The sequence below is a fragment of the Mycobacterium europaeum genome (genome assembly GCF_002102155.1).
Lineage (GTDB): Bacteria > Actinomycetota > Actinomycetes > Mycobacteriales > Mycobacteriaceae > Mycobacterium > Mycobacterium europaeum.
This window is the reverse complement of sequence record NZ_LQOU01000045.1, coordinates 1-18,098: the sequence shown is the minus strand read 5'-3', so window position 1 is coordinate 18,098 and position 18,098 is coordinate 1. Positions and strand designations below refer to the sequence as shown.

19 protein-coding genes are annotated in these 18,098 nt (G+C 69.5%); 12 read left to right on the top strand and 7 right to left on the bottom strand.

Annotated features, from left to right (window positions below; genetic code table 11):
• Nucleotides 1–48: 48 nt before the first annotated feature.
• The 7 genes from AWC03_RS20840 (at nt 49) to AWC03_RS20810 (ending at nt 5,859) form a co-directional block, all read left to right on the top strand.
• Nucleotides 49–612: an LOG family protein gene (locus AWC03_RS20840; protein WP_085242615.1), complete on the top strand. Its 564-nt coding sequence runs from the start codon at nt 49–51 to the stop codon at nt 610–612.
• Between the two features lie 69 nt (nt 613–681).
• The gene (fadD6, locus tag AWC03_RS20835; protein WP_085242614.1) at nt 682–2,466 is read left to right on the top strand and encodes a long-chain-acyl-CoA synthetase FadD6; all 1,785 of its coding nucleotides are present in this window, start codon (nt 682–684) and stop codon (nt 2,464–2,466) included.
• Nucleotides 2,467–2,496: 30 nt separating this feature from the next.
• On the top strand, nt 2,497–3,507 hold the full coding sequence (gene folP, locus AWC03_RS20830) for a dihydropteroate synthase (RefSeq protein WP_420845688.1): 1,011 nt from the start codon (nt 2,497–2,499) through the stop codon (nt 3,505–3,507).
• Nucleotides 3,504–4,502: a glucosyl-3-phosphoglycerate synthase gene (locus AWC03_RS20825; protein ID WP_085242613.1), complete on the top strand. Its 999-nt coding sequence runs from the start codon at nt 3,504–3,506 to the stop codon at nt 4,500–4,502. The genes folP and AWC03_RS20825 overlap by 4 nt, the downstream gene beginning before the upstream one ends.
• Before the next feature lie 50 nt (nt 4,503–4,552).
• Nucleotides 4,553–4,900 (top strand): DivIVA domain-containing protein, encoded by a 348-nt coding sequence (locus AWC03_RS20820; RefSeq protein ID WP_085242612.1) that lies wholly within the window; start codon nt 4,553–4,555, stop codon nt 4,898–4,900.
• 2 nt (nt 4,901–4,902) lie between these two features.
• The gene (locus AWC03_RS20815) at nt 4,903–5,481 is read left to right on the top strand and encodes a DNA-3-methyladenine glycosylase I (RefSeq protein WP_085242611.1); all 579 of its coding nucleotides are present in this window, start codon (nt 4,903–4,905) and stop codon (nt 5,479–5,481) included.
• A 204-nt stretch (nt 5,482–5,685) separates the two neighbouring features.
• Nucleotides 5,686–5,859: a DUF3117 domain-containing protein gene (locus tag AWC03_RS20810; protein ID WP_003878471.1), complete on the top strand. Its 174-nt coding sequence runs from the start codon at nt 5,686–5,688 to the stop codon at nt 5,857–5,859.
• Nucleotides 5,860–5,881: 22 nt separating this feature from the next.
• Here the strand turns inward: AWC03_RS20810 and glgA are convergent, their stop codons facing one another.
• Nucleotides 5,882–7,045, bottom strand: a complete 1,164-nt coding sequence (gene glgA / locus AWC03_RS20805) for a glycogen synthase (protein WP_085242610.1) — start codon at nt 7,043–7,045, stop codon at nt 5,882–5,884.
• 159 nt (nt 7,046–7,204) lie between these two features.
• Between glgA and glgC the strand changes: the two genes are divergently transcribed.
• The gene (gene glgC, locus AWC03_RS20800; protein ID WP_085242609.1) at nt 7,205–8,419 is read left to right on the top strand and encodes a glucose-1-phosphate adenylyltransferase; all 1,215 of its coding nucleotides are present in this window, start codon (nt 7,205–7,207) and stop codon (nt 8,417–8,419) included.
• 48 nt (nt 8,420–8,467) lie between these two features.
• Here glgC and AWC03_RS20795 read toward each other — a convergent pair whose 3' ends face one another.
• From AWC03_RS20795 to AWC03_RS20775, 5 genes are all read right to left on the bottom strand, one after another.
• Nucleotides 8,468–9,142 (bottom strand): methyltransferase family protein, encoded by a 675-nt coding sequence (locus tag AWC03_RS20795; protein WP_085242608.1) that lies wholly within the window; start codon nt 9,140–9,142, stop codon nt 8,468–8,470.
• 8 nt (nt 9,143–9,150) lie between these two features.
• A complete protein-coding gene (locus AWC03_RS20790) occupies nt 9,151–10,794 on the bottom strand; it encodes an ABC transporter permease (RefSeq protein ID WP_142278453.1) in 1,644 nt (547 codons plus the stop codon).
• Nucleotides 10,791–11,705: an ABC transporter ATP-binding protein gene (locus tag AWC03_RS20785; protein ID WP_085242606.1), complete on the bottom strand. Its 915-nt coding sequence runs from the start codon at nt 11,703–11,705 to the stop codon at nt 10,791–10,793. The genes AWC03_RS20790 and AWC03_RS20785 overlap by 4 nt, the downstream gene beginning before the upstream one ends.
• Entirely contained in the window at nt 11,695–12,333 is a 639-nt protein-coding gene (locus AWC03_RS20780) for a TetR/AcrR family transcriptional regulator (RefSeq protein ID WP_085242630.1), read from the bottom strand. The genes AWC03_RS20785 and AWC03_RS20780 overlap by 11 nt, the downstream gene beginning before the upstream one ends.
• Before the next feature lie 85 nt (nt 12,334–12,418).
• Nucleotides 12,419–13,087 carry an O-methyltransferase gene (locus tag AWC03_RS20775; protein ID WP_085242605.1) on the bottom strand — a complete coding sequence of 223 codons (669 nt, stop codon included), beginning with the start codon at nt 13,085–13,087 and terminating at the stop codon, nt 12,419–12,421.
• A gap of 202 nt (nt 13,088–13,289) precedes the next feature.
• Here AWC03_RS20775 and sigE point away from each other — a divergent pair, with 202 nt between their 5' ends.
• From sigE to tatB, 4 genes are all read left to right on the top strand, one after another.
• On the top strand, nt 13,290–14,057 hold the full coding sequence (gene sigE, locus AWC03_RS20770) for an RNA polymerase sigma factor SigE (RefSeq protein ID WP_085242604.1): 768 nt from the start codon (nt 13,290–13,292) through the stop codon (nt 14,055–14,057).
• 111 nt (nt 14,058–14,168) lie between these two features.
• Nucleotides 14,169–14,564, top strand: coding sequence for an anti-sigma E factor RseA (rseA, locus tag AWC03_RS20765; protein ID WP_085242603.1), 396 nt, complete (start codon nt 14,169–14,171; stop codon nt 14,562–14,564).
• A 187-nt stretch (nt 14,565–14,751) separates the two neighbouring features.
• Nucleotides 14,752–16,275 carry a serine protease HtrA gene (htrA, locus tag AWC03_RS20760; protein WP_085242602.1) on the top strand — a complete coding sequence of 508 codons (1,524 nt, stop codon included), beginning with the start codon at nt 14,752–14,754 and terminating at the stop codon, nt 16,273–16,275.
• A complete protein-coding gene (gene tatB / locus AWC03_RS20755) occupies nt 16,276–16,674 on the top strand; it encodes a Sec-independent protein translocase protein TatB (protein ID WP_085242601.1) in 399 nt (132 codons plus the stop codon).
• Between the two features lie 109 nt (nt 16,675–16,783).
• Here tatB and AWC03_RS20750 read toward each other — a convergent pair whose 3' ends face one another.
• Nucleotides 16,784–17,929, bottom strand: a complete 1,146-nt coding sequence (locus AWC03_RS20750; protein ID WP_085242600.1) for an Mrp/NBP35 family ATP-binding protein — start codon at nt 17,927–17,929, stop codon at nt 16,784–16,786.
• Nucleotides 17,930–18,098: the final 169 nt, after the last annotated feature.

The window sequence follows — 18,098 nt, the reverse complement described above, 5'->3', positions numbered from 1 at the left end:
TTGCGCGCGGTGTGCGGCCGTCAGCAAGCTTGGTCTACCTTTCGGTGTATGCGCCCGGAACCCGAGCCAACAGGCGACTGGGCGGTGTGCGTGTACTGCGCGTCCGGCCCGCAACATCGCGAATTGCTTGCGGTCGCCGCCGAACTCGGCGAGGCGGTCGCCGAGCGTGGCTGGACCCTGGTGTGGGGCGGGGGCCGGGTGTCGGCGATGGGCGCGGTGGCGACCGCCGCGCGCGCCCGCGGGGGCCGGACCGTCGGCGTCATCCCCCAGGTGCTGATGCGCGTCGAGATCGCCGACATCGACGCCGACGAGCTGATCGTCACCGAGACCATGCACGAGCGAAAGCACGTGATGGAGGAGCGCGCCAACGCGTTCATCGTGCTCCCCGGCGGCGTGGGCACCCTGGACGAGTTGCTGGACTCGTGGACCACGGGCTACCTGGGTCTGCACCGCAAACCCATCGTCATGCTGGATCCGCTGGGGCATTACCAAGGGCTGTGGGCCTGGCTGGGCGGGTTGCTCGACAGTGGGTACGTCTCGCAGCCGGCGATGGACCGGTTATTGCTGGTCGACAAGGTGAGCGACGCCGTCGAGGCGTGCGCACCGGACTGAGCGCGCCGGCAACATCGTTATCCCTATTAGGCTGTCCGCCGAGTTGTATACGCAGAATCGAGGGATGACGTGGCCGATCACGACGGGGGAGCGCGGACCGCGGTCAAACTGACCGACATCGCGTCGCGGGCGCCGGGCCTGCTGGCCGATATGCCGGTGATCATGCGCGGGGCGATGACCGGCCTGCTGGCCCAGCCGGGTTCGAAGAAGTCGATCGGCACGGTGTTCCAGGAGCGGGCCGCCCGCTACGGGGACCGGATCTTCCTGCGGTTCGGCGACCAGCAACTCACCTACCGCGACGCCAACGCCGCCGCCAACAGGTACGCCGCGGTGCTGGCCGCCCACGGCGTCGGACGCGGCGACGTCGTCGCGATCATGCTGCGCAACTCGCCCAACGCGGTGCTGACCATGCTGGCCGCGGTCAAGTGCGGTGCCGTCGCCGGAATGCTGAACTACCACCAGCGGGGCGAGGTGCTCGCGCACAGCCTGGGTTTGCTGAAGGCCAAGGTCCTGGTCGCGGAGAGCGACCTGGTCAGCGCGGTCGCCGAGTGCGGCGGCGTGGGCGACACCGAGACGATGACCATCGAGGACCTGGAGCGGTTCGCCGTCAGCGCCCCCGCCACCAACCCGGCGTCGGTGTCGGCCGTGCAGGCCAGGGACACCGCGTTCTACATCTTCACCTCGGGCACGACGGGGTTCCCCAAGGCCAGCGTGATGACCCACCTGCGGTGGCTCAAGGCGCTCGCGGCGTTCGGCGGAATCGGGTTGCGGCTCAAGAGCTCCGACACCCTCTACAGCTGCCTGCCCCTGTACCACAACAACGCCCTCACCGTCGCGCTGTCGTCGGTGATCAACTCGGGCGCGACGCTGGCGCTGGGCAAGTCGTTCTCGGCGTCGAAGTTCTGGGACGAGGTGATCGCCGCGGAAGCCACGGCGTTCATCTACATCGGCGAGATCTGCCGGTACCTGCTCAACCAGCCGAGCAAGGTCACCGACCGCGCGCACCAGGTGCGGGTGATCGCCGGCAACGGGCTGCGCCCGGAGATCTGGGACGAGTTCACCAACCGGTTCGACATCGGCCGGGTCTGCGAGTTCTACGCCTCCAGCGAGGGCAACACCGCGTTCATCAACGTCTTCAACGTGCCCCGCACGACCGGTGTCTTCCCGATGCCGCTGGCCTACGTGGAGTACGACCCCGACACCGGGGCCCCGCTGCGCGACGACAACGGACGGGTGCGCCGGGTGCCCTCCGGGGAGCCGGGCCTGCTGCTCAGCCCGGTCAACCGGCTGCAGCCGTTCGACGGCTACACCGACAAGGAGTCGAGCGAGAAGAAGCTGGTGCGCAACGCCTTCCGCGAGGGCGACGTGTGGTTCAACTCCGGTGACGTGATGAGCCCGCAGGGCATGGGGCACGCCGCGTTCGTCGACCGGCTCGGCGACACCTTCCGGTGGAAGGGGGAGAACGTCGCCACCACCCAGGTGGAGGCGGCGTTGGCGTCCGACCCGTCCGTCGAGGAATGCACGGTGTTCGGCGTGGAGATCCCCCGCACCGGCGGCCGCGCCGGGATGGCCGCGGTCAAGCTGCGCGACGGCGCGGAGTTCGACGGCAAGTCGTTGGCCCGCGCGGTATACGGCCAGCTGCCCGCCTATGCGTTGCCGCTGTTCGTGCGGGTCGTGGAGTCGCTGGAGCACACCACGACGTTCAAGAGCCGCAAGGTGGAGCTGCGCGAGCAGGCCTACGGGTCCGACATCACGGACCCGCTCTACGTGCTGGCCGGCCGCGACGAGGGCTACGTGCCGTACTACGACGAGTACCCCGACGAAGTCGCCGACGGTAAGCGGCCGCGCGGCTGAGTGTGCGCTGCTCGCACCGGGTGTGCACCCATGGCGTCGGGTGTGCGCCGGCGGTGGCGACACGCCGTGACACCGCGCCCCGGCCGCACACCCGATCCCGGGGCGGCGCGTAACCCGGTGACCGGGCACCATAGACGCGTGCAATTCACACCGTCGGCGACGGCCGGCCGATCCACCTGGTGCGGCCGTCCGGTCGCCGGCGATCGCCCGCTGATCATGGCGATCGTGAACCGCACCCCCGACTCGTTCTACGACAAGGGCGCGACGTTCAGCGACGAGGCCGCCAGGGCCGCCGCACACCGGGCCGTCGCCGAGGGCGCCGACGTCATCGACGTCGGCGGGGTCAAGGCCGGCCCCGGCCAGGAGGTCGACACCCAGACCGAGATCGCCCGGTTGATCCCCTTCATCGAATGGCTGCGCGACGCCTATCCGGACCAGCTGATCAGCGTCGACACCTGGCGATCCGAGGTGGCCAAGGTGGCCTGCGCGGCCGGGGCGGATCTGATCAACGACACCTGGGGTGGCATCGACCCGGCCCTGCCCGAGGTCGCCGCCGAGTTCGGCGCCGGGCTGGTGTGCTCGCACACCGGCGGCGCGCTGCCCCGCACGCGTCCGTTCCGGGTGAGCTACGGGGCCAGCACGCGCGGCGTGGTCGACGACGTCATTCGCCAGGTCACCGCGGCCGCCGAGCGCGCGGTCGCCCACGGGGTGGCCCGCGACCGCGTGCTGATCGACCCGGCCCACGATTTCGGCAAGAACACCTTCCACGGCCTGCTGTTGTTGCGTCACCTGGACGATCTTGTTAGTACCGGGTGGCCCGTGCTGATGGCTTTGAGTAACAAGGACTTCGTCGGGGAGACTTTGGGTGTGGAATTGACCGAGCGGCTGGAGGGGACGCTGGCGGCCACCGCGCTGGCGGCCGCCGCCGGAGCGCGCATGTTTCGCGTGCACGAGGTCGCCGCGACGCGGCGGGTGCTGGAGATGGTGGCGTCCATCCAGGGGATACGCCCGCCGGCGCGCACGGTGAGGGGGCTGGCATGACGGCATCCGACCTGGTCGCCGGCGACCTGACCGCGGACGCGGTGCTGTCCGCCCGGCCCGGCGACACCTGGCTGTCCGATCGGAGCTGGAACCGCCCCAGCTGGACCGTCGCCGAGCTCGAGGCGGCGAAGGCGGGGCGGACCATCTCGGTGGTGCTGCCGGCGCTCAACGAGGAAGAAACCATCGAATCGGTGGTCGACAGCATCTCCCCGCTGGTCGACGGGTTGGTCGACGAGCTGATCGTGCTGGATTCCGGTTCGACCGATGACACCGAGATCCGCGCCGTCGCCGCCGGCGCCCGCGTCGTCAGCCGCGAGCAGGCCCTGCCCGAGGTGCCCATCCGGCCCGGCAAGGGGGAGGCGCTGTGGCGCTCGCTCGCGGCCACCAGCGGCGACATCGTCGTGTTCGTCGACTCCGACCTGATCAACCCGCACCCGATGTTCGTGCCGTGGTTGGTCGGCCCGTTGCTCACGGGTGACGGCATCCACCTGGTCAAAAGCTTCTACCGGCGGCCGCTGCAGGTCGGCGACGTGGGGGGCGCCGCGGGTGCCACCGGCGGCGGGCGGGTCACCGAGCTGGTGGCCCGGCCGCTGCTCGCGGCGTTGCGGCCGGAGCTGGGCGGCATCCTGCAGCCGCTCGGCGGGGAGTACGCGGCCACCCGTGAGCTGCTGACGTCGGTGCCGTTCGCGCCGGGCTACGGGGTGGAGATCGGCCTGTTGCTGGACACCTTCGACCGGCTGGGTGCCGACGCGATCGCGCAGGTCAACCTGGGTGTGCGCGCACACCGCAACCGGCCGCTGGCCGAGCTCGGCGCGATGAGCCGCCAGGTCATCGCGACCCTGCTCTCGCGCTGCGGGGTTCCCGACTCGGGGGTCGGCTTGACGCAGTTCTTCGCCGTTGGCCAGGACGGACCCGATGGCCAGGGCTACACCCAGCACACCTCCCCGGTGTCGCTGGCTGACCGCCCCCCCATGACGGTCCTGCGGCCGCGCTGAGGACCCGCTGCTTCGCCGCGGTGTCGGCGGCATAGGGCAGTATCGACGACGTGGCGTTGGTGTTGCTGTACCTGGTGGTCCTGGTGCTGGTGGCGATCGTGCTGTTCGGCGCGGCGAGTCTGCTGTTCGGTCGGGGTGAGCAGCTGCCGCCCCTGCCGCGGGGGACGACCGCGACGGTGTTGCCCGCCTACGGTGTGACGGGTGCGGACGTGGACGCCGTCAAATTCACCCAGGTGCTGCGCGGATACAAGACCAGCGAGGTGGACTGGGTGCTGGACCGGCTCGCCCGCGAGCTCGAGGCGCTGCGCGGTGAGCTGGCCGCGGTGCATGCCCCCGCGGCGGCCGAGGGCGAGGCCGAGTCCGTGGAACCCGGGGGCGGCGAGGATCGTCAGGGCTAGATGTGAGCGATGACGAGCTGGTCCGGTGTGGTTGGGCGGCCATTCGGCCCGGCCCGGATTTCCAGATGTACCGCGACTACCACGACCAGGAGTGGGGCCGCCCGGTGCACGACGGGGTGGCGCTGTTCGAGCGGATGAGCCTGGAGGCCTTCCAAAGCGGCCTGTCCTGGCTGATCATCCTGCGCAAACGGGAGAACTTCCGGCGCGCTTTCGCCGGGTTCGATTTCGAGGAGGTCGCCGGCTACACGGAGGCCGATGTGCAGCGGCTGATGGCGGACACGGGCATCGTGCGCAACCGGGCCAAGATCGACGCGACGATCGCCAACGCGCGCGCCGCGGCCGAGCTGGGGGGTGCGGCGGACCTGTCGAAGCTGCTGTGGTCGTTTGCGCCGGAGCCGCGTCCCCGGCCCGCTGACGGCTCCGAAATTCCCTCGGCGAGCGAGGAATCGAAGGCCATGGCGCGCGAGCTCAAGCGGCGGGGGTTCCGCTTCGTGGGGCCGACCACCGCCTATGCGCTGATGCAGGCAACGGGGATGGTCGACGACCATGTCCGGGATTGTTGGGTGCCTTCCGCCCGGTGACGATGCCGTCGGGCGGTCGCTCTTCAGCCGCCCGCTAAGCCCGGAGAACCGGGTCTTTGTACAACTCGTGACCTGGATAGGGAACAATGGGGGGGTGATTTGGCAGTTCGATGTCGGGTATGGCTGGAAAATCGCTGGCGGGGCATGCTCGGCGCCGACCAGGTCCGCAAAGGCGGGCCAGCTCGAACCTGGAGGGAGCACTCGATGGCGGCGATGAAGCCCCGGACCGGCGACGGTCCTCTGGAAGCAACCAAGGAGGGGCGCGGCATCGTGATGCGGGTACCACTTGAGGGTGGCGGTCGACTGGTCGTTGAGCTGACGCCCGACGAAGCCGCGGCCCTCGGTGACGAACTCAAGGGTGTCACGAGCTCCAGCTAAGACGTGCCGGCCGACGGCCGCGCTACGTACACACCTTTCGATAGACGTCCAGGGTCTGCTCGGCCGCGCGGGCCCAGGAGAATTCCTCGATGCAGCGCTGGCGCCCCGCCCGGCCGTAGCGCTTCGCCTTCTCGGGGTCGGCGACGAGAGCGTTGACCGCGTCGGCCAGCCTGGTCTGGTAACCGGCCGGGTCGCCGGCGTCGTAATGCACCAGCGAGCCGGTCACCCCGTCGACGACCACCTCGGGTATCCCACCGACGTCGGACGCCACCACGGGCGTCGCGCACGCCATCGCCTCCAAGTTCACGATACCCAGCGGCTCATACACCGATGGACATACGAAAACCGTTGCGGCCGATAGGATTTCGCGCAGCTCGCCGACGGGCAGCATCTCCCTGATCCAGAACACGCCCCGCCGCTGGTCGATCAGCCGCGCCACCGCGGACCGGATCTCGTCGGCTATCTCCGGGGTGTCGGGGGCGCCCGCGCACAGCACCACCTGCACCTCGGGGTCGAAGTGGTGCGCCGCCGCCACCAGGTGGGCCACGCCCTTCTGCCGGGTGATCCGGCCGACGAATGCCACGGTGGGCCGGTTCGGGTCGACCCCGAGTTCGGCCAGCACAGAGCCCGTTTGCATCGGCCCGGCCGGATGCCAGACGTCGGTGTCGACCCCGTTGCGGATGACGTGCACCAGGCTGGGATCCAGGGCGGGGTAGACCCGCACGATGTCTTCGCGCATCGCGGAGCTGACCGCGATGACCGCGTGCGCGGCCTGCACCGCGGTGTGCTCCACCCACGTCGACACGCGATAGCCACCGCCGAGCTGTTCGGCCTTCCACGGCCGCAGCGGCTCGAGCGAATGCGCGGTCAGAACGTGGGGGACGTCGTAGAGCAGCGCGGCCAGGTGCCCGGCCATGCCGGTGTACCAGGTGTGCGAATGAACGACGTCGGCCGCGGACGCGGCGTTGGCCATCATCAGGTCCGCGGACAACGTCGTGAGCGCCGCGTTGGCTCCCCGCAAGCGCGGATCGGGCTGGTGCACGAAGGCGTTCGGCCGCGGCTCGCCCATGCAGTGCACGTCGACCGCGCACAATCGGCGCAGTTGGGCGACCAGTTCGGTGACATGTACACCGGCGCCCCCGTAGACCTCTGGTGGGTACTCCCGAGTCATCATCGCCACCCGCATACCCGCACGGTAGTTCGCTCGCGGCCAGCCCCGCGAGTCGGGCCGACAATCCGTGGTGGGGTTCCGGGTTGCCAAATACCTTGACGGACAGCCGCACAGAACACCGTCAATAGCGCGGTCCCTCTGGCAGCGTTTCGCGACGGCCGATAGGTTGAAACCATGAGGGAAGCGCCACACGTGCTGGGCATCGTCCTGGCCGGCGGTGAGGGCAAGCGGCTGTATCCGCTGACCGCGGACCGGGCCAAGCCTGCGGTTCCCTTCGGCGGCGCCTATCGGCTGATCGATTTCGTGCTGTCCAACCTCGTCAATGCGCGCTACTTGCGGATCTGCGTTCTCACTCAGTACAAGTCGCATTCACTGGACCGTCATATTTCGCAGAACTGGCGGCTGTCCGGCCTGGCCGGTGAGTACATCACCCCGGTGCCCGCGCAGCAGCGTCTGGGCCCGCGCTGGTACACCGGCTCCGCCGACGCGATCTACCAGTCGCTCAATCTGATCTACGACGAAGACCCCGACTACATAGTCGTTTTCGGCGCCGACCACGTGTACCGGATGGACCCCGAGCAGATGGTCCAGTTCCACATCGAAAGCGGGGCCGGCGCAACGGTGGCCGGCATCCGCGTGCCGCGTAGCGAGGCCACCGCCTTCGGGTGCATCGACGCCGACGATTCCGGCCGGATCCGCGACTTCGTGGAGAAGCCCTTGGATCCGCCGGGCACACCGGATGATCCGGAGTCGACCTTCGTGTCGATGGGCAACTACATCTTCACCACGAAGGTGCTCATCGACGCGATACGTGCCGACGCCGACGACGACCACTCCGACCACGACATGGGCGGCGACATCATCCCCCGCTTGGTGGGCGACGGGATGGCCGCGGTCTACGACTTCAAAGACAACGAGGTACCCGGCGCCACCGACCGCGACCGGGGTTACTGGCGTGACGTGGGGACGCTGGACGCGTTCTACGACGCGCACATGGACCTGGTGTCGGTGCACCCGGTGTTCAACCTCTACAACAAGCGCTGGCCGATCCGCGGGGAGTCCGAGAACCTGGCGCCGGCCAAATTCGTCAACGGCGGCTCGGCGCAGGAGTCGGTGGTCGGCGCCGGCAGCATCATCTCGGCGGCCTCGGTGCGCAACTCCGTGCTGTCGTCCAACGTCGTGGTCGACGACGGGGCGATCGTGGAGGGCAGCGTGATCATGCCGGGCGCGCGGGTCGGCCGGGGCGCGGTGGTACGCCACGCCATCCTCGACAAGAACGTCGTCGTCGGCCCCGGCGAGATGGTCGGCGTGGACCTGGAGAAGGACCGGGAGCGCTTCGCCATCAGCGCCGGCGGTGTGGTCGCGGTGGGCAAGGGCGTCTGGATCTAGCCGGGGCGGTCCCCGCTCGCGCCGGTGACGCGCGGGTCGTCTCGGCCGTCACCAGATGTAGGGCACCAGCCGGTAGCGCACCCGTCGGCGATAGTCGCGGTACCCGGTCAGCTGCTCGGTGAGCAACTTCTCCTCGTCGAGGATGCGCAGCGCGAGCATGAGGCCGCCGGGAATGACGAACAACAGTCCCCAATAGGAGCCGAGCGCCAAGGGCATGCCGATCATCATGATGACGTTTCCGACGTACATGGGGTGGCGCACGAATCGGTAGAGCCCGTCGGTCACCAGCGTCTGGCCCGTTTCCACGGTGATGGTGGCGGCGGCATAACCGTTTTGGACGATCACCAGCATGGCGACCCCGAGTCCCGTCGCCACCAGCACGTCGCCGACCACACACAGCCAGGCCGGCACCGACGACCAGCCGAACCGGTGGTCGAGCGCGCTGAAGACCATCGTCGCGAAGAGGGTCAGAAACGAGCCGGTGATGATGAATTTCTGGATCGCCCGGGGTTCCGCCCGCGGACCCGCTTTCATGCGCCGCTGCAGGGCGGCGGGGTTGTTGCGCGCCAGGTAGACCACGGGGACGATCGTCGCCGCCATGAAGACGGCGATGAAAACCCATGCCTGCCAATAGCGCAACGTGCCCGCCGGTACGAAGACGATCAAGCCGAACGAGACGATTCCCCAGATCGACGTCAGCGCCACGCGGATGCCGGTTTTCACAACGCCTCCTAGCTACGCAGGTCCCGGCGCCGGAAAGCCATGACGCCGAGCGTAACGAGTGCGGTGTCGATGGCCAACAGCCAAAGCAGTGGCACGCCGGTGAAATCCGCGCCGACCCGGGGCGCGTGGGCGAACGGTTCCAGGTCGAGCAACCATTGCGGGAAGCCGGCCAACGACCCGATCAGGTACAAGGCGATGAACCCGACGAGAACGCCCCAGGCCACCGGCGTGAATCGCGGCGCGAGACCGAACGCGGCGACGGTCACCGCCGACAGCAGCCAGACGGCGGGCAGCTGGACGGCCGCGCTTCCCACCATGACGGCCACCTTGCCGCCGACGTCGCCGGCCGCGGCGCCGTAGACGAGCCCGCCGGCCACGCCGCTGACCAGCATGGCCGCCGCGGACCCCAGCATCGCCGCCAGTACGTGGCTCGCCAGCCAACGGGTCCGGGACACCGCGCCGGCCAGGGTCGTCTCGGCTCGTTGACCCGTTTCCTCCTGGTGCAATCGCAGTGTCAGCGAGACGGCGAACGCGGCGGCCGCCATGCCCAGCATGGTGAACGCGACGGCGATGAAGGCCTCCGCCAACGCGTTGGTGCCGCCCATCCGGACGACGATGTCGCGCGCGGCGTTGCTGTTGCCGAGCTCGTCGCCGATGCCGTGCACGACGCTGCCCATCAGGACGCCATACAGGCAGAGGCCCACGGTCCACAGCAGCAGGGCGCCGCGGTCCAGCCGCCACGCCAGCCCGAACACGTTGCCCAGCGCGGGCGCGGCCGAGCCGGGGCCGGGGCGTTCGGCGAAGAGCCCGGCGCCGACATCGCGGCCGGCCAGCAGCCGATACGCCATCGCGGTGAGCGCGACGGTGGTCGCCACGTGCAGCGCCAGCACCGCCCAGTGGTCGCCCGCGTAGGGCCGCACTTGCAGCGACCAGCCCAGCGGCGAGAGCCACGACAGCGCGCCGGAACCGGCGTCGCCGAGGGCGCGCAGCGTGAACGCGGCCGCCAGGACCGCGAACGCGGCGCCGCGGGCGGTCCGTGCGCTCGGCGACAACTGCGCGGTCACCGCGGCGACGCCGGTGAACACCAGGCCGGAGCAGGCGAGCGCGGCGCCGAAGGCGAGCGACCCGCCCGGTGGGACGCCGGTGGTGAGCAGCCCCGCCGCGCCGATCACGCCGGTGGCGATGCTGGCCCCGAAGGACAACAGCAGCGCGGCGCTGAGGCTGGCGTAGCGGCCGACCGCGGTCGAGTCCAGCAGCTCGGTCCGGCCGGCCTCCTCGTCGGCGCGGGTATGCCGGATGACGGTCAGGATGACGGCCACCGAGATCAGCAGATGGAACATCCCGGCTTTCCAAATGCCCACGGCCCCAAGGCTGTCGTTGTAGATCTGCCCGTAGAGCGCGCGCTGTGCGGGGCTGGCCATGATGGTGGCGGCGAACCCGGCGCGTTCGGCCTGGGTGGGATAGACCTTTGCGATGCTGCCCACGTACACCGTTGCCAGCGGTACCGACAGCAGTAATACCCACAGCGGCAGCGAGATTCGATCACGGCGCAGGTAGAGCCGCAGCATCCCGAGCGTCCCCGAGAAGTTCGGCCGGCGTTGCGGCGCGGGGTGAGCCGGTCGGTGCGACCGAGCCAGGGTTGCGGTGGTCATGACGCGGAAACCCTGCCCGCCGTGTCGTAGTGGCGCAGGAAGAGTTCCTCGAGCGTCGGCGGCTGGCTGACGAGGCTGCGCACGCCGGCGTCCCCGAGCGCGCGGATCAATTCCCCGAGGCTTTCGCCGTCGACCTGCGCGCGCACCGTGTGGCCCTCGACGCTGACGTCCTCGACCCCCCTGATCCGGGTGAGGTCACCGGGATCGCCGGTCATTTCGGCCCGGATCGAGGTGCGGCTGAGATGCCGCAGCGCGGCCAGTGAACCGCTCTCGATGGTCTTGCCGGCCCGGATGATGGTCACCCGCTCGCACAGCGCTTCGGTCTCGGCCAGGATGTGGCTGGACAGCAAGACCGTCGCGCCCCGGTCGCGCGCCTCGGCGACGCACTGCTGAAAGACGTTCTCCATCAACGGGTCCAGGCCGCTGCTGGGCTCGTCCAACAGCAGCAGCCGGGCTCGCGAGGAGAAGGCCGAGATGAGCGAGACCTTTTGCCGGTTGCCCTTGGAGTAGGTCCGCGCCTTCTTGTGCGGGTCGAGGTCGAAGCGCTCGATCAACTCGGCGCGGCGCCGGTGATCGATGCCGCCGCGCATGCGGGCCAGCATGTCGATGGTCTCGCCCCCGGTCAGCGTCGGCCACAGCGTGACATCGCCCGGAACATAGGCGATGTGACGGTGTAATTGCACCGCGTCGGTCCACGGGTCCCCGCCCAGGAGTCGCACGCTGCCGCCGTCCGCCTTGACCAGACCCAACAGGGTGCGGATGGTCGTGGACTTGCCCGCGCCGTTGGGGCCGAGGAAGCCGTGCACTTCGCCTTCGCGCACGGTGAGATCGAGGCCGTCGAGCGCGCGCACCGCCCCGAATCTCTTTGTCAAGCCGCGGATGTCGATCGGCGCGGCAGTGTCAACTGGCATCGGTTTCTCCTTGCTCTTCTGCGGCCAGGAAGGCGTCGTACATGGTGCGGTCGACCATCAGCCCTTCGGTGTAGATCTCCAGCGCGGGCAGCACCATCTCGCGCGCGTAGTCGCGCAGGACCGCCCGGATGTCCGTTGAGGTTTCGTGCATCTGCAGATACAGCAGAAAGCCGCCACCGCCGGTGATGCCCATGTAGCGGGCCCGGGCGTGCGGGTCCCGGCTGGGCTTGATGGTGCCGGCTCGCACGCCCTCGTCCAGGTACTCCTCGGCGTTGTCGATCATCCTGCGCCACAACATCTTCGCCAGCTCGCCGCCGGACTGCATGCTGCGAACCAGGTAGGCCATCATCGGTGCGTACGACTCGATCTCGGCCAGCTGGGCGAACCAGGTGGCGGGGTCATTCGATCGAAGCGCCTCGGACTTGCTGTTGCGGATCTCTTCGGCGATGTGGTCGTCACACGCCTTTCGCAGGCCCTCCTTGGAGCCGAAGTGGTGGATGACCAGCGCGGCGCTCACGCCTGCCGCTTCGGCGATCGCGCGCAGGCCCACGCCGAACCCCTGCTCGCCGAACCGCTCGATGGCCGCGTCCCGGATCCGGGCGGCGGCGGTCAGGTCGGCTGAACGCATGTTCAGCACACTAAACGTGCGTTCAGTCGCCGGTCAAGGGGGTGGCGCGTCAAGAATTCGTATCGGTCGGATCCGGGTGCGCCGGCTAATCGCGCACGGCGGCCAAGATGCCGTCGCCCAGCGGCACCAGCGCCGGGGTGAGCCGCTCGTCCTCGGCGATGAGTCGCGCCGCTTCCCGCACCGCGACCACCTCGGCGTCGCGGGCGGCGGGATCGCCGGCCCGCCCCCCGAGGGCCGCCCGGTGCACCACGATGACGCCTCCGGGTCGCAGCAGGCGCACGCCCTCCATGACGTAGTTGGGCTGGTCGACGGGGTCGGCATCGACGAACACCAGGTCGTAGGACGCGTCGGCGAGCCGGGTGAGGACCTCTTGGGCCCGGCCGCTGATCAGCCGGGTGCGCGACGGCCCGATCCCGGCTTCGGAGAAGGCCTGCTTGGCGAGCCGCAGATACTCGGGCTCGATGTCGATCGTCGTCAAGACCCCGTCGTCGCTCATGCCGGATAACAGCCAGAGCCCGCTGACCCCCGCTCCGGTCCCCACCTCGGCGACGGCCTTGCCGCCGCTGAGTTTGGTCAGCAGGCTCAGCAGCGCACCCACTGCCGGGGTCACCGCCCCGGCGCCGATGTCCATCGCACGCTCGCGGGCGGCCGCCAGCAGCGCGTCCTCCGAGATCGACCCCTCGGCGTGCGCGAAGAGGGATTCGGCTCGACTGGGCGCCGGCTGGCCGGGGGGTTCTGCGTCGGTGCCGTCCATGCCCGCAGCGTATTCCACTCCGTTGCGCACCCCGGCATGGCACGCCTAAGCCGCACCCTCGTGACACGCCCGGCAGGGCCGACGCGTTTAACTTCACCGCGCGGCGGATATCTCCTGCGCAGCGATGGTAACGATCCGGTTTCTCAGGTTGAGCTCAGATTGTTCATATATCGCACATACGCCGATACGCGACGGTGTCCCTATGGATCGCGGAGCGCGTTGGCACGGGAATACGGACTGGCGGCCACGTGTTGCCGCCGGTGACGACTTGTCGCTTTTGGGCAGGACGGATTCGGAGGATCTGATCATCACCACGCTTTTGGGCCCGACCAGCATGTCGCACGCGCAGGACTGCCCCGCAAACGAGTGGGCGGAGGAGTCCGACGGTTTGCAGGGCACCGCAGTATTCGACGCGACCGGGGACAAGTCCACGATGCCGTCGTGGGACGAACTGGTGCGCCAGCACGCCGACCGGGTGTACCGGCTGGCGTACCGCCTCTCCGGCAATCAGCACGACGCCGAGGACCTCACCCAGGAGACGTTCATCCGCGTTTTCCGGTCGGTGCAGAACTATCAGCCGGGAACGTTCGAAGGCTGGTTGCACCGCATCACCACCAACCTGTTCCTCGACATGGTGCGCCGGCGCGCCCGGATCCGGATGGAGGCGCTGCCCGAGGACTACGAGCGTGTACCGGCCGACGAGCCGAATCCCGAAGAGATCTACCATGATTCGCGGCTCGGCCCCGATCTGCAGGCGGCGCTGGATTCGCTGCCGCCGGAGTTCCGCGCCGCGGTCGTGCTGTGTGACATCGAGGGCCTGTCCTACGAGGAGATCGGTGCGACGCTGGGCGTGAAGCTGGGAACGGTGCGCAGCCGCATCCACCGCGGACGGCAGGCCCTGCGCGACTACCTGGCCGCGCATCCCGACCAGGGCACCGGCCGGAACGCGCTGCACGCCGAGTCGGCGTAGCCCCGCGCCCGCCGCGGCCCGCGATGCCAGCGGTTTTGCCGCCGGTAGACGCGGTATTGCGCGTCGCCTCGCGCTACATTCGAGGGGTAGGCGCGATGAAAGGACCCGGTGATGGCCGATCGAGGACATGTCTTCCGGCGCGCGTTCTCCTGGCTTCCCGCCCAGTTCGCCTCTCAGAGCGATGCGCCCGTCGGCGCGCCGCGGCAGTTCGGTTCCACCGAGCACCTGTCGGTGGAGGCCATCGCGGCCTTCGTCGACGGTGAGCTGCGGATGAACGCGCACCTGCGGGCGGCGCACCACCTGTCGCTGTGCCCCCAATGCGCGGCCGAGGTCGACGACCAGAGCCGGGCGCGCGCGGCGCTGCGGGACTCGCACCCGATCCGCATCCCGAGCGCGCTGCTCGGGATGCTGGCCGAGATTCCCTACGAGTCGCCAGAGGGTGCGGAGACCAGCGCGGCCGACCGTTTTGCTGACCGCGACGCCCGTGAACAGCGCAAGCGTCGCTAGCTCGCTTCCTTCTCCTCGAGATCCCCGCGGTTGATCCGGCCGAATTTTGCGCACCCCGCCCGTGCGCTCATGGGCGAGGTGTCCCGAACCGTGGATACTAGGGTGGACACGACCGCGCCGGTGTCGCACATCTCGCCCGGTCAAGGGCCCGTCTCGAGCGCTCAAGAAGAGGATCCAAAGGGGTAACGTGACCTCCGATCAAGGCTTCGACCAGAAGCAGGACAGCGGCCAGAACCGCGGCAACCGTCTGGCGCCGCGCCCCATCTCGCGTCCGCCGGTCGACCCCGCGTCGCGTCAACTGTTCCGCCGCCCCGCCGGGCTGCGCGGATCCTTCGTGGCCGATCGCGTGCGCCCGCCGAAGTATCGGGACCAGACCGAGTTCTCCCCGCACGACGAGCCGGCCGATCCCGTGCTTCAGGAGGCGTTCAGTCGGCCGACCGGCAGCCCCGACTCCCTGCAACGCCACCCCGTCGACGCCGGCGCGCTGGCGGCCGAGAAGGACGGCGCCGGGCCGGACGAGGTCGACCCATGGCGTGACCCGTCGGCGGCGGCCGCGCTGGGCACCCCGGCGGTCGCCCCGTCGGGACCGCGGGGGCCGCAGGGCTACGGCGGCAAGCTCGGGGTGCGCGATGTGCTGTTCGGCGGCAAGGTGTCCTACCTGGCGTTGCTCGTCTTACTGCTGATCGCGCTGCTCATCGGCGTCATCGGCGGGGTGGTCGGCCGCAAGACGGCCGAGGTCGCCGAGGCGTTCACCACCTCGAAGGTGACGCTGTCGACCAACGGCAACGGCGAAGGCCCGGCCGGTCGCTTCGCCAAGGTGGCGGCCGCGACCGCCAACGCGGTGGTGACGATCGAGTCCAAGAGCGACCAGGAGGGCATGCAGGGCTCCGGCGTGGTGGTCGACGGCCGCGGCTACATCGTCACCAACAACCACGTGATCTCCGAGGCGGCCAACAACCCCAGCCAATTCAAGACGACCGTGGTGTTCAACGACGGTAAGGAAGTGCCGGCCAACCTGGTCGGCCGCGACCCCAAGACCGACCTGGCCGTGCTCAAGGTCGACAACGTCGACAATCTGAGCGTGGCCCGGTTCGGTGACTCGAACAAGGTGCGCGTCGGCGACGAGGTGCTCGCTGCCGGTGCGCCGCTGGGGCTGCGCAGCACCGTGACCCACGGCATCATCAGCGCGCTGCACCGGCCCGTTCCCTTGTCGGGGGAGGGCTCGGACACCGACACCGTCATCGATGCCCTGCAGACCGACGCGTCCATCAACCACGGCAACTCCGGTGGTCCGCTGATCGATATGGATTCACAGGTGATCGGCATCAACACCGCGGGTAAGTCCCTGTCCGACAGCGCGAGTGGGCTCGGCTTCGCCATCCCGATCAACGAGGCGAAGGAAGTCGCGCAGACGCTGATCAAGGACGGCAAGATCGTGCACCCGACGCTGGGGATCAGCACCCGGTCGGTGAGCAACGCCATCGCCTCCGGGGCGCAGGTCGCCAACGTGAAGGCGGGCAGCCCCGCGCAAAAGGGCGGGATCCTGGAGAACGACGTCATCGTCAAGGTCGGTAACCGCACGGTCGCCGACGCCGACGAGTTCGTCGTGGCCGTGCGCCAGCTGACCATCGGGCAGGACTCCCCGGTCGAGGTGGTCCGCGACGGCCGGCACGTCACCCTCACCGTCAAGCCCGACCCCGACGGCAGCTAGATGTTCGGCAGCCTGAGCTGGGAGCACATCCTGGTCCTCGTCGTGGTCGGGTTGGTGGTCCTCGGCCCCGAACGGCTCCCCGGCGCGATCCGCTGGACGTCGACCGCGCTGCGCCAGGCGCGCGACTACCTCAGCGGGGTGACCACCCAGCTGCGTGAGGACCTCGGGCCCGAGTTCGACGAGCTGCGGGTTCCGCTGAGCGAACTGCAGAGACTGCGGGGGATGACTCCCCGCGCCGCCCTGACCAAGCACCTGCTGGACGGCGACGATTCCTTCCTCACCGGCAACTTCGACAGGCCGGCCAACGGTGCTGCGGTCACGCCGTTACAGCCCTCGCCGCCGGCGCAGCCCGAGCCCCCCATCGGCGGCCCCGCGCCATTCGACGCCGACGCGACGTGAGTGTGAACGCACGGCGTTGAGTGTGAGCCCAGGGTGGGATCACGGCCGAAATCCCGCCGTGGGCGCACAGTCAAAATCCTGAGTGCACACTCAATTGGTATAGCGATTCCTAGCGCCGCGTCGGGTCGAGCCCCAGCGACACGCCCGCCAGCCCGCGGCGCCGCGACGACAGCTTGTCGGCCACGGCGCGCAGTTCCTTGCCCGCCGGGGAGTCGGGGGCACTCAGCACGATCGGCGTGCCGGAATCGCCGGCGGCCACCAACGCGGGATCCAGCGGAATCTGGCCCAGCAGCGGCACATCGGCTCCGATCGCGCGGGACAGGCGTTCGGCCACCTGCCGGCCGCCGCCCTCGCCGAACACCTGCATGGTCGAGCCGTCCGGCAGGGTCAGGCCCGACATGTTCTCCACCACCCCGGCCACGCGCTGCCGGGTCTGCATCGCGATGCTGCCCGCCCGCTCGGCGACCTCGGCGGCGGCCAGCTGCGGCGTCGTGACCACCATCAGCTCGGCGCTCGGGATCAGCTGAGCCACCGAGATGGCGATGTCGCCGGTGCCCGGCGGCAGATCCAGCAACAGGACGTCCAGGTCGCCCCAGTAGACGTCGGCCAGGAACTGCTGCAACGCCCGGTGCAGCATCGGACCCCGCCAGACCACCGGTGTGTTGCCCTCGGTGAACTGCGCGATCGAGATGACCTTCACCTCGTGCGCGATGGGCGGCAGGATCATCGACTCGACCTGTGTGGGCCGGTCGGTGGTGCCCATCATCCGGGGGATGGAGTGGCCGTGGATGTCGGCGTCGAGCACGCCGACCGACAGGCCGCGGGCCGCCATCGCCGCGGCCAGGTTGACGGTGACGGTGGATTTGCCCACCCCGCCCTTGCCGGACGCGACCGCATAGACCCGCGTCAGCGAGTTGGGCTGGGCGAAGGGGATGACGGGTTCGCGGGCGTCGCCGCGCAACTGCTTGCGCAGTTCGGTGCGCTGCTCGTCGTTCATCACGTCCAGGGTGACTTTCACCGCCCCCGTACCCGGCACGTCGGAGACGGCCTGGGTGACCCGCTCGCTGATCTCGGTCTTCTTCGGGCAGGCGGCGGTGGTCAGGTAGATCCCCACGTGCACGGCGCCGTCGGGCTCGGTGTCGATGCTCTTGACCATGCCGAGTTCGGTGATGGGGCGCCGTAGTTCGGGGTCGATCACTTTCCCCAGTGCGGTGCGGATTGCCGCGCTCAAGTCGGCAGTGTCATGACTGGACATCACCGCCGAGTGTAGGCGCGCGACGAGATGGGAGGGTCAGGCGCCCGCAACGGGGCCCGGCTGCTTGGGCGCCGCGTTCGGCGGGCCGGCCGGTTTCGGTGCCGGCGCTGGTGCGGCCGGCGGCGGGGCCGCCTGCGGGTCGGGAGGCGGTGGCGGGGCCATCGGGGGT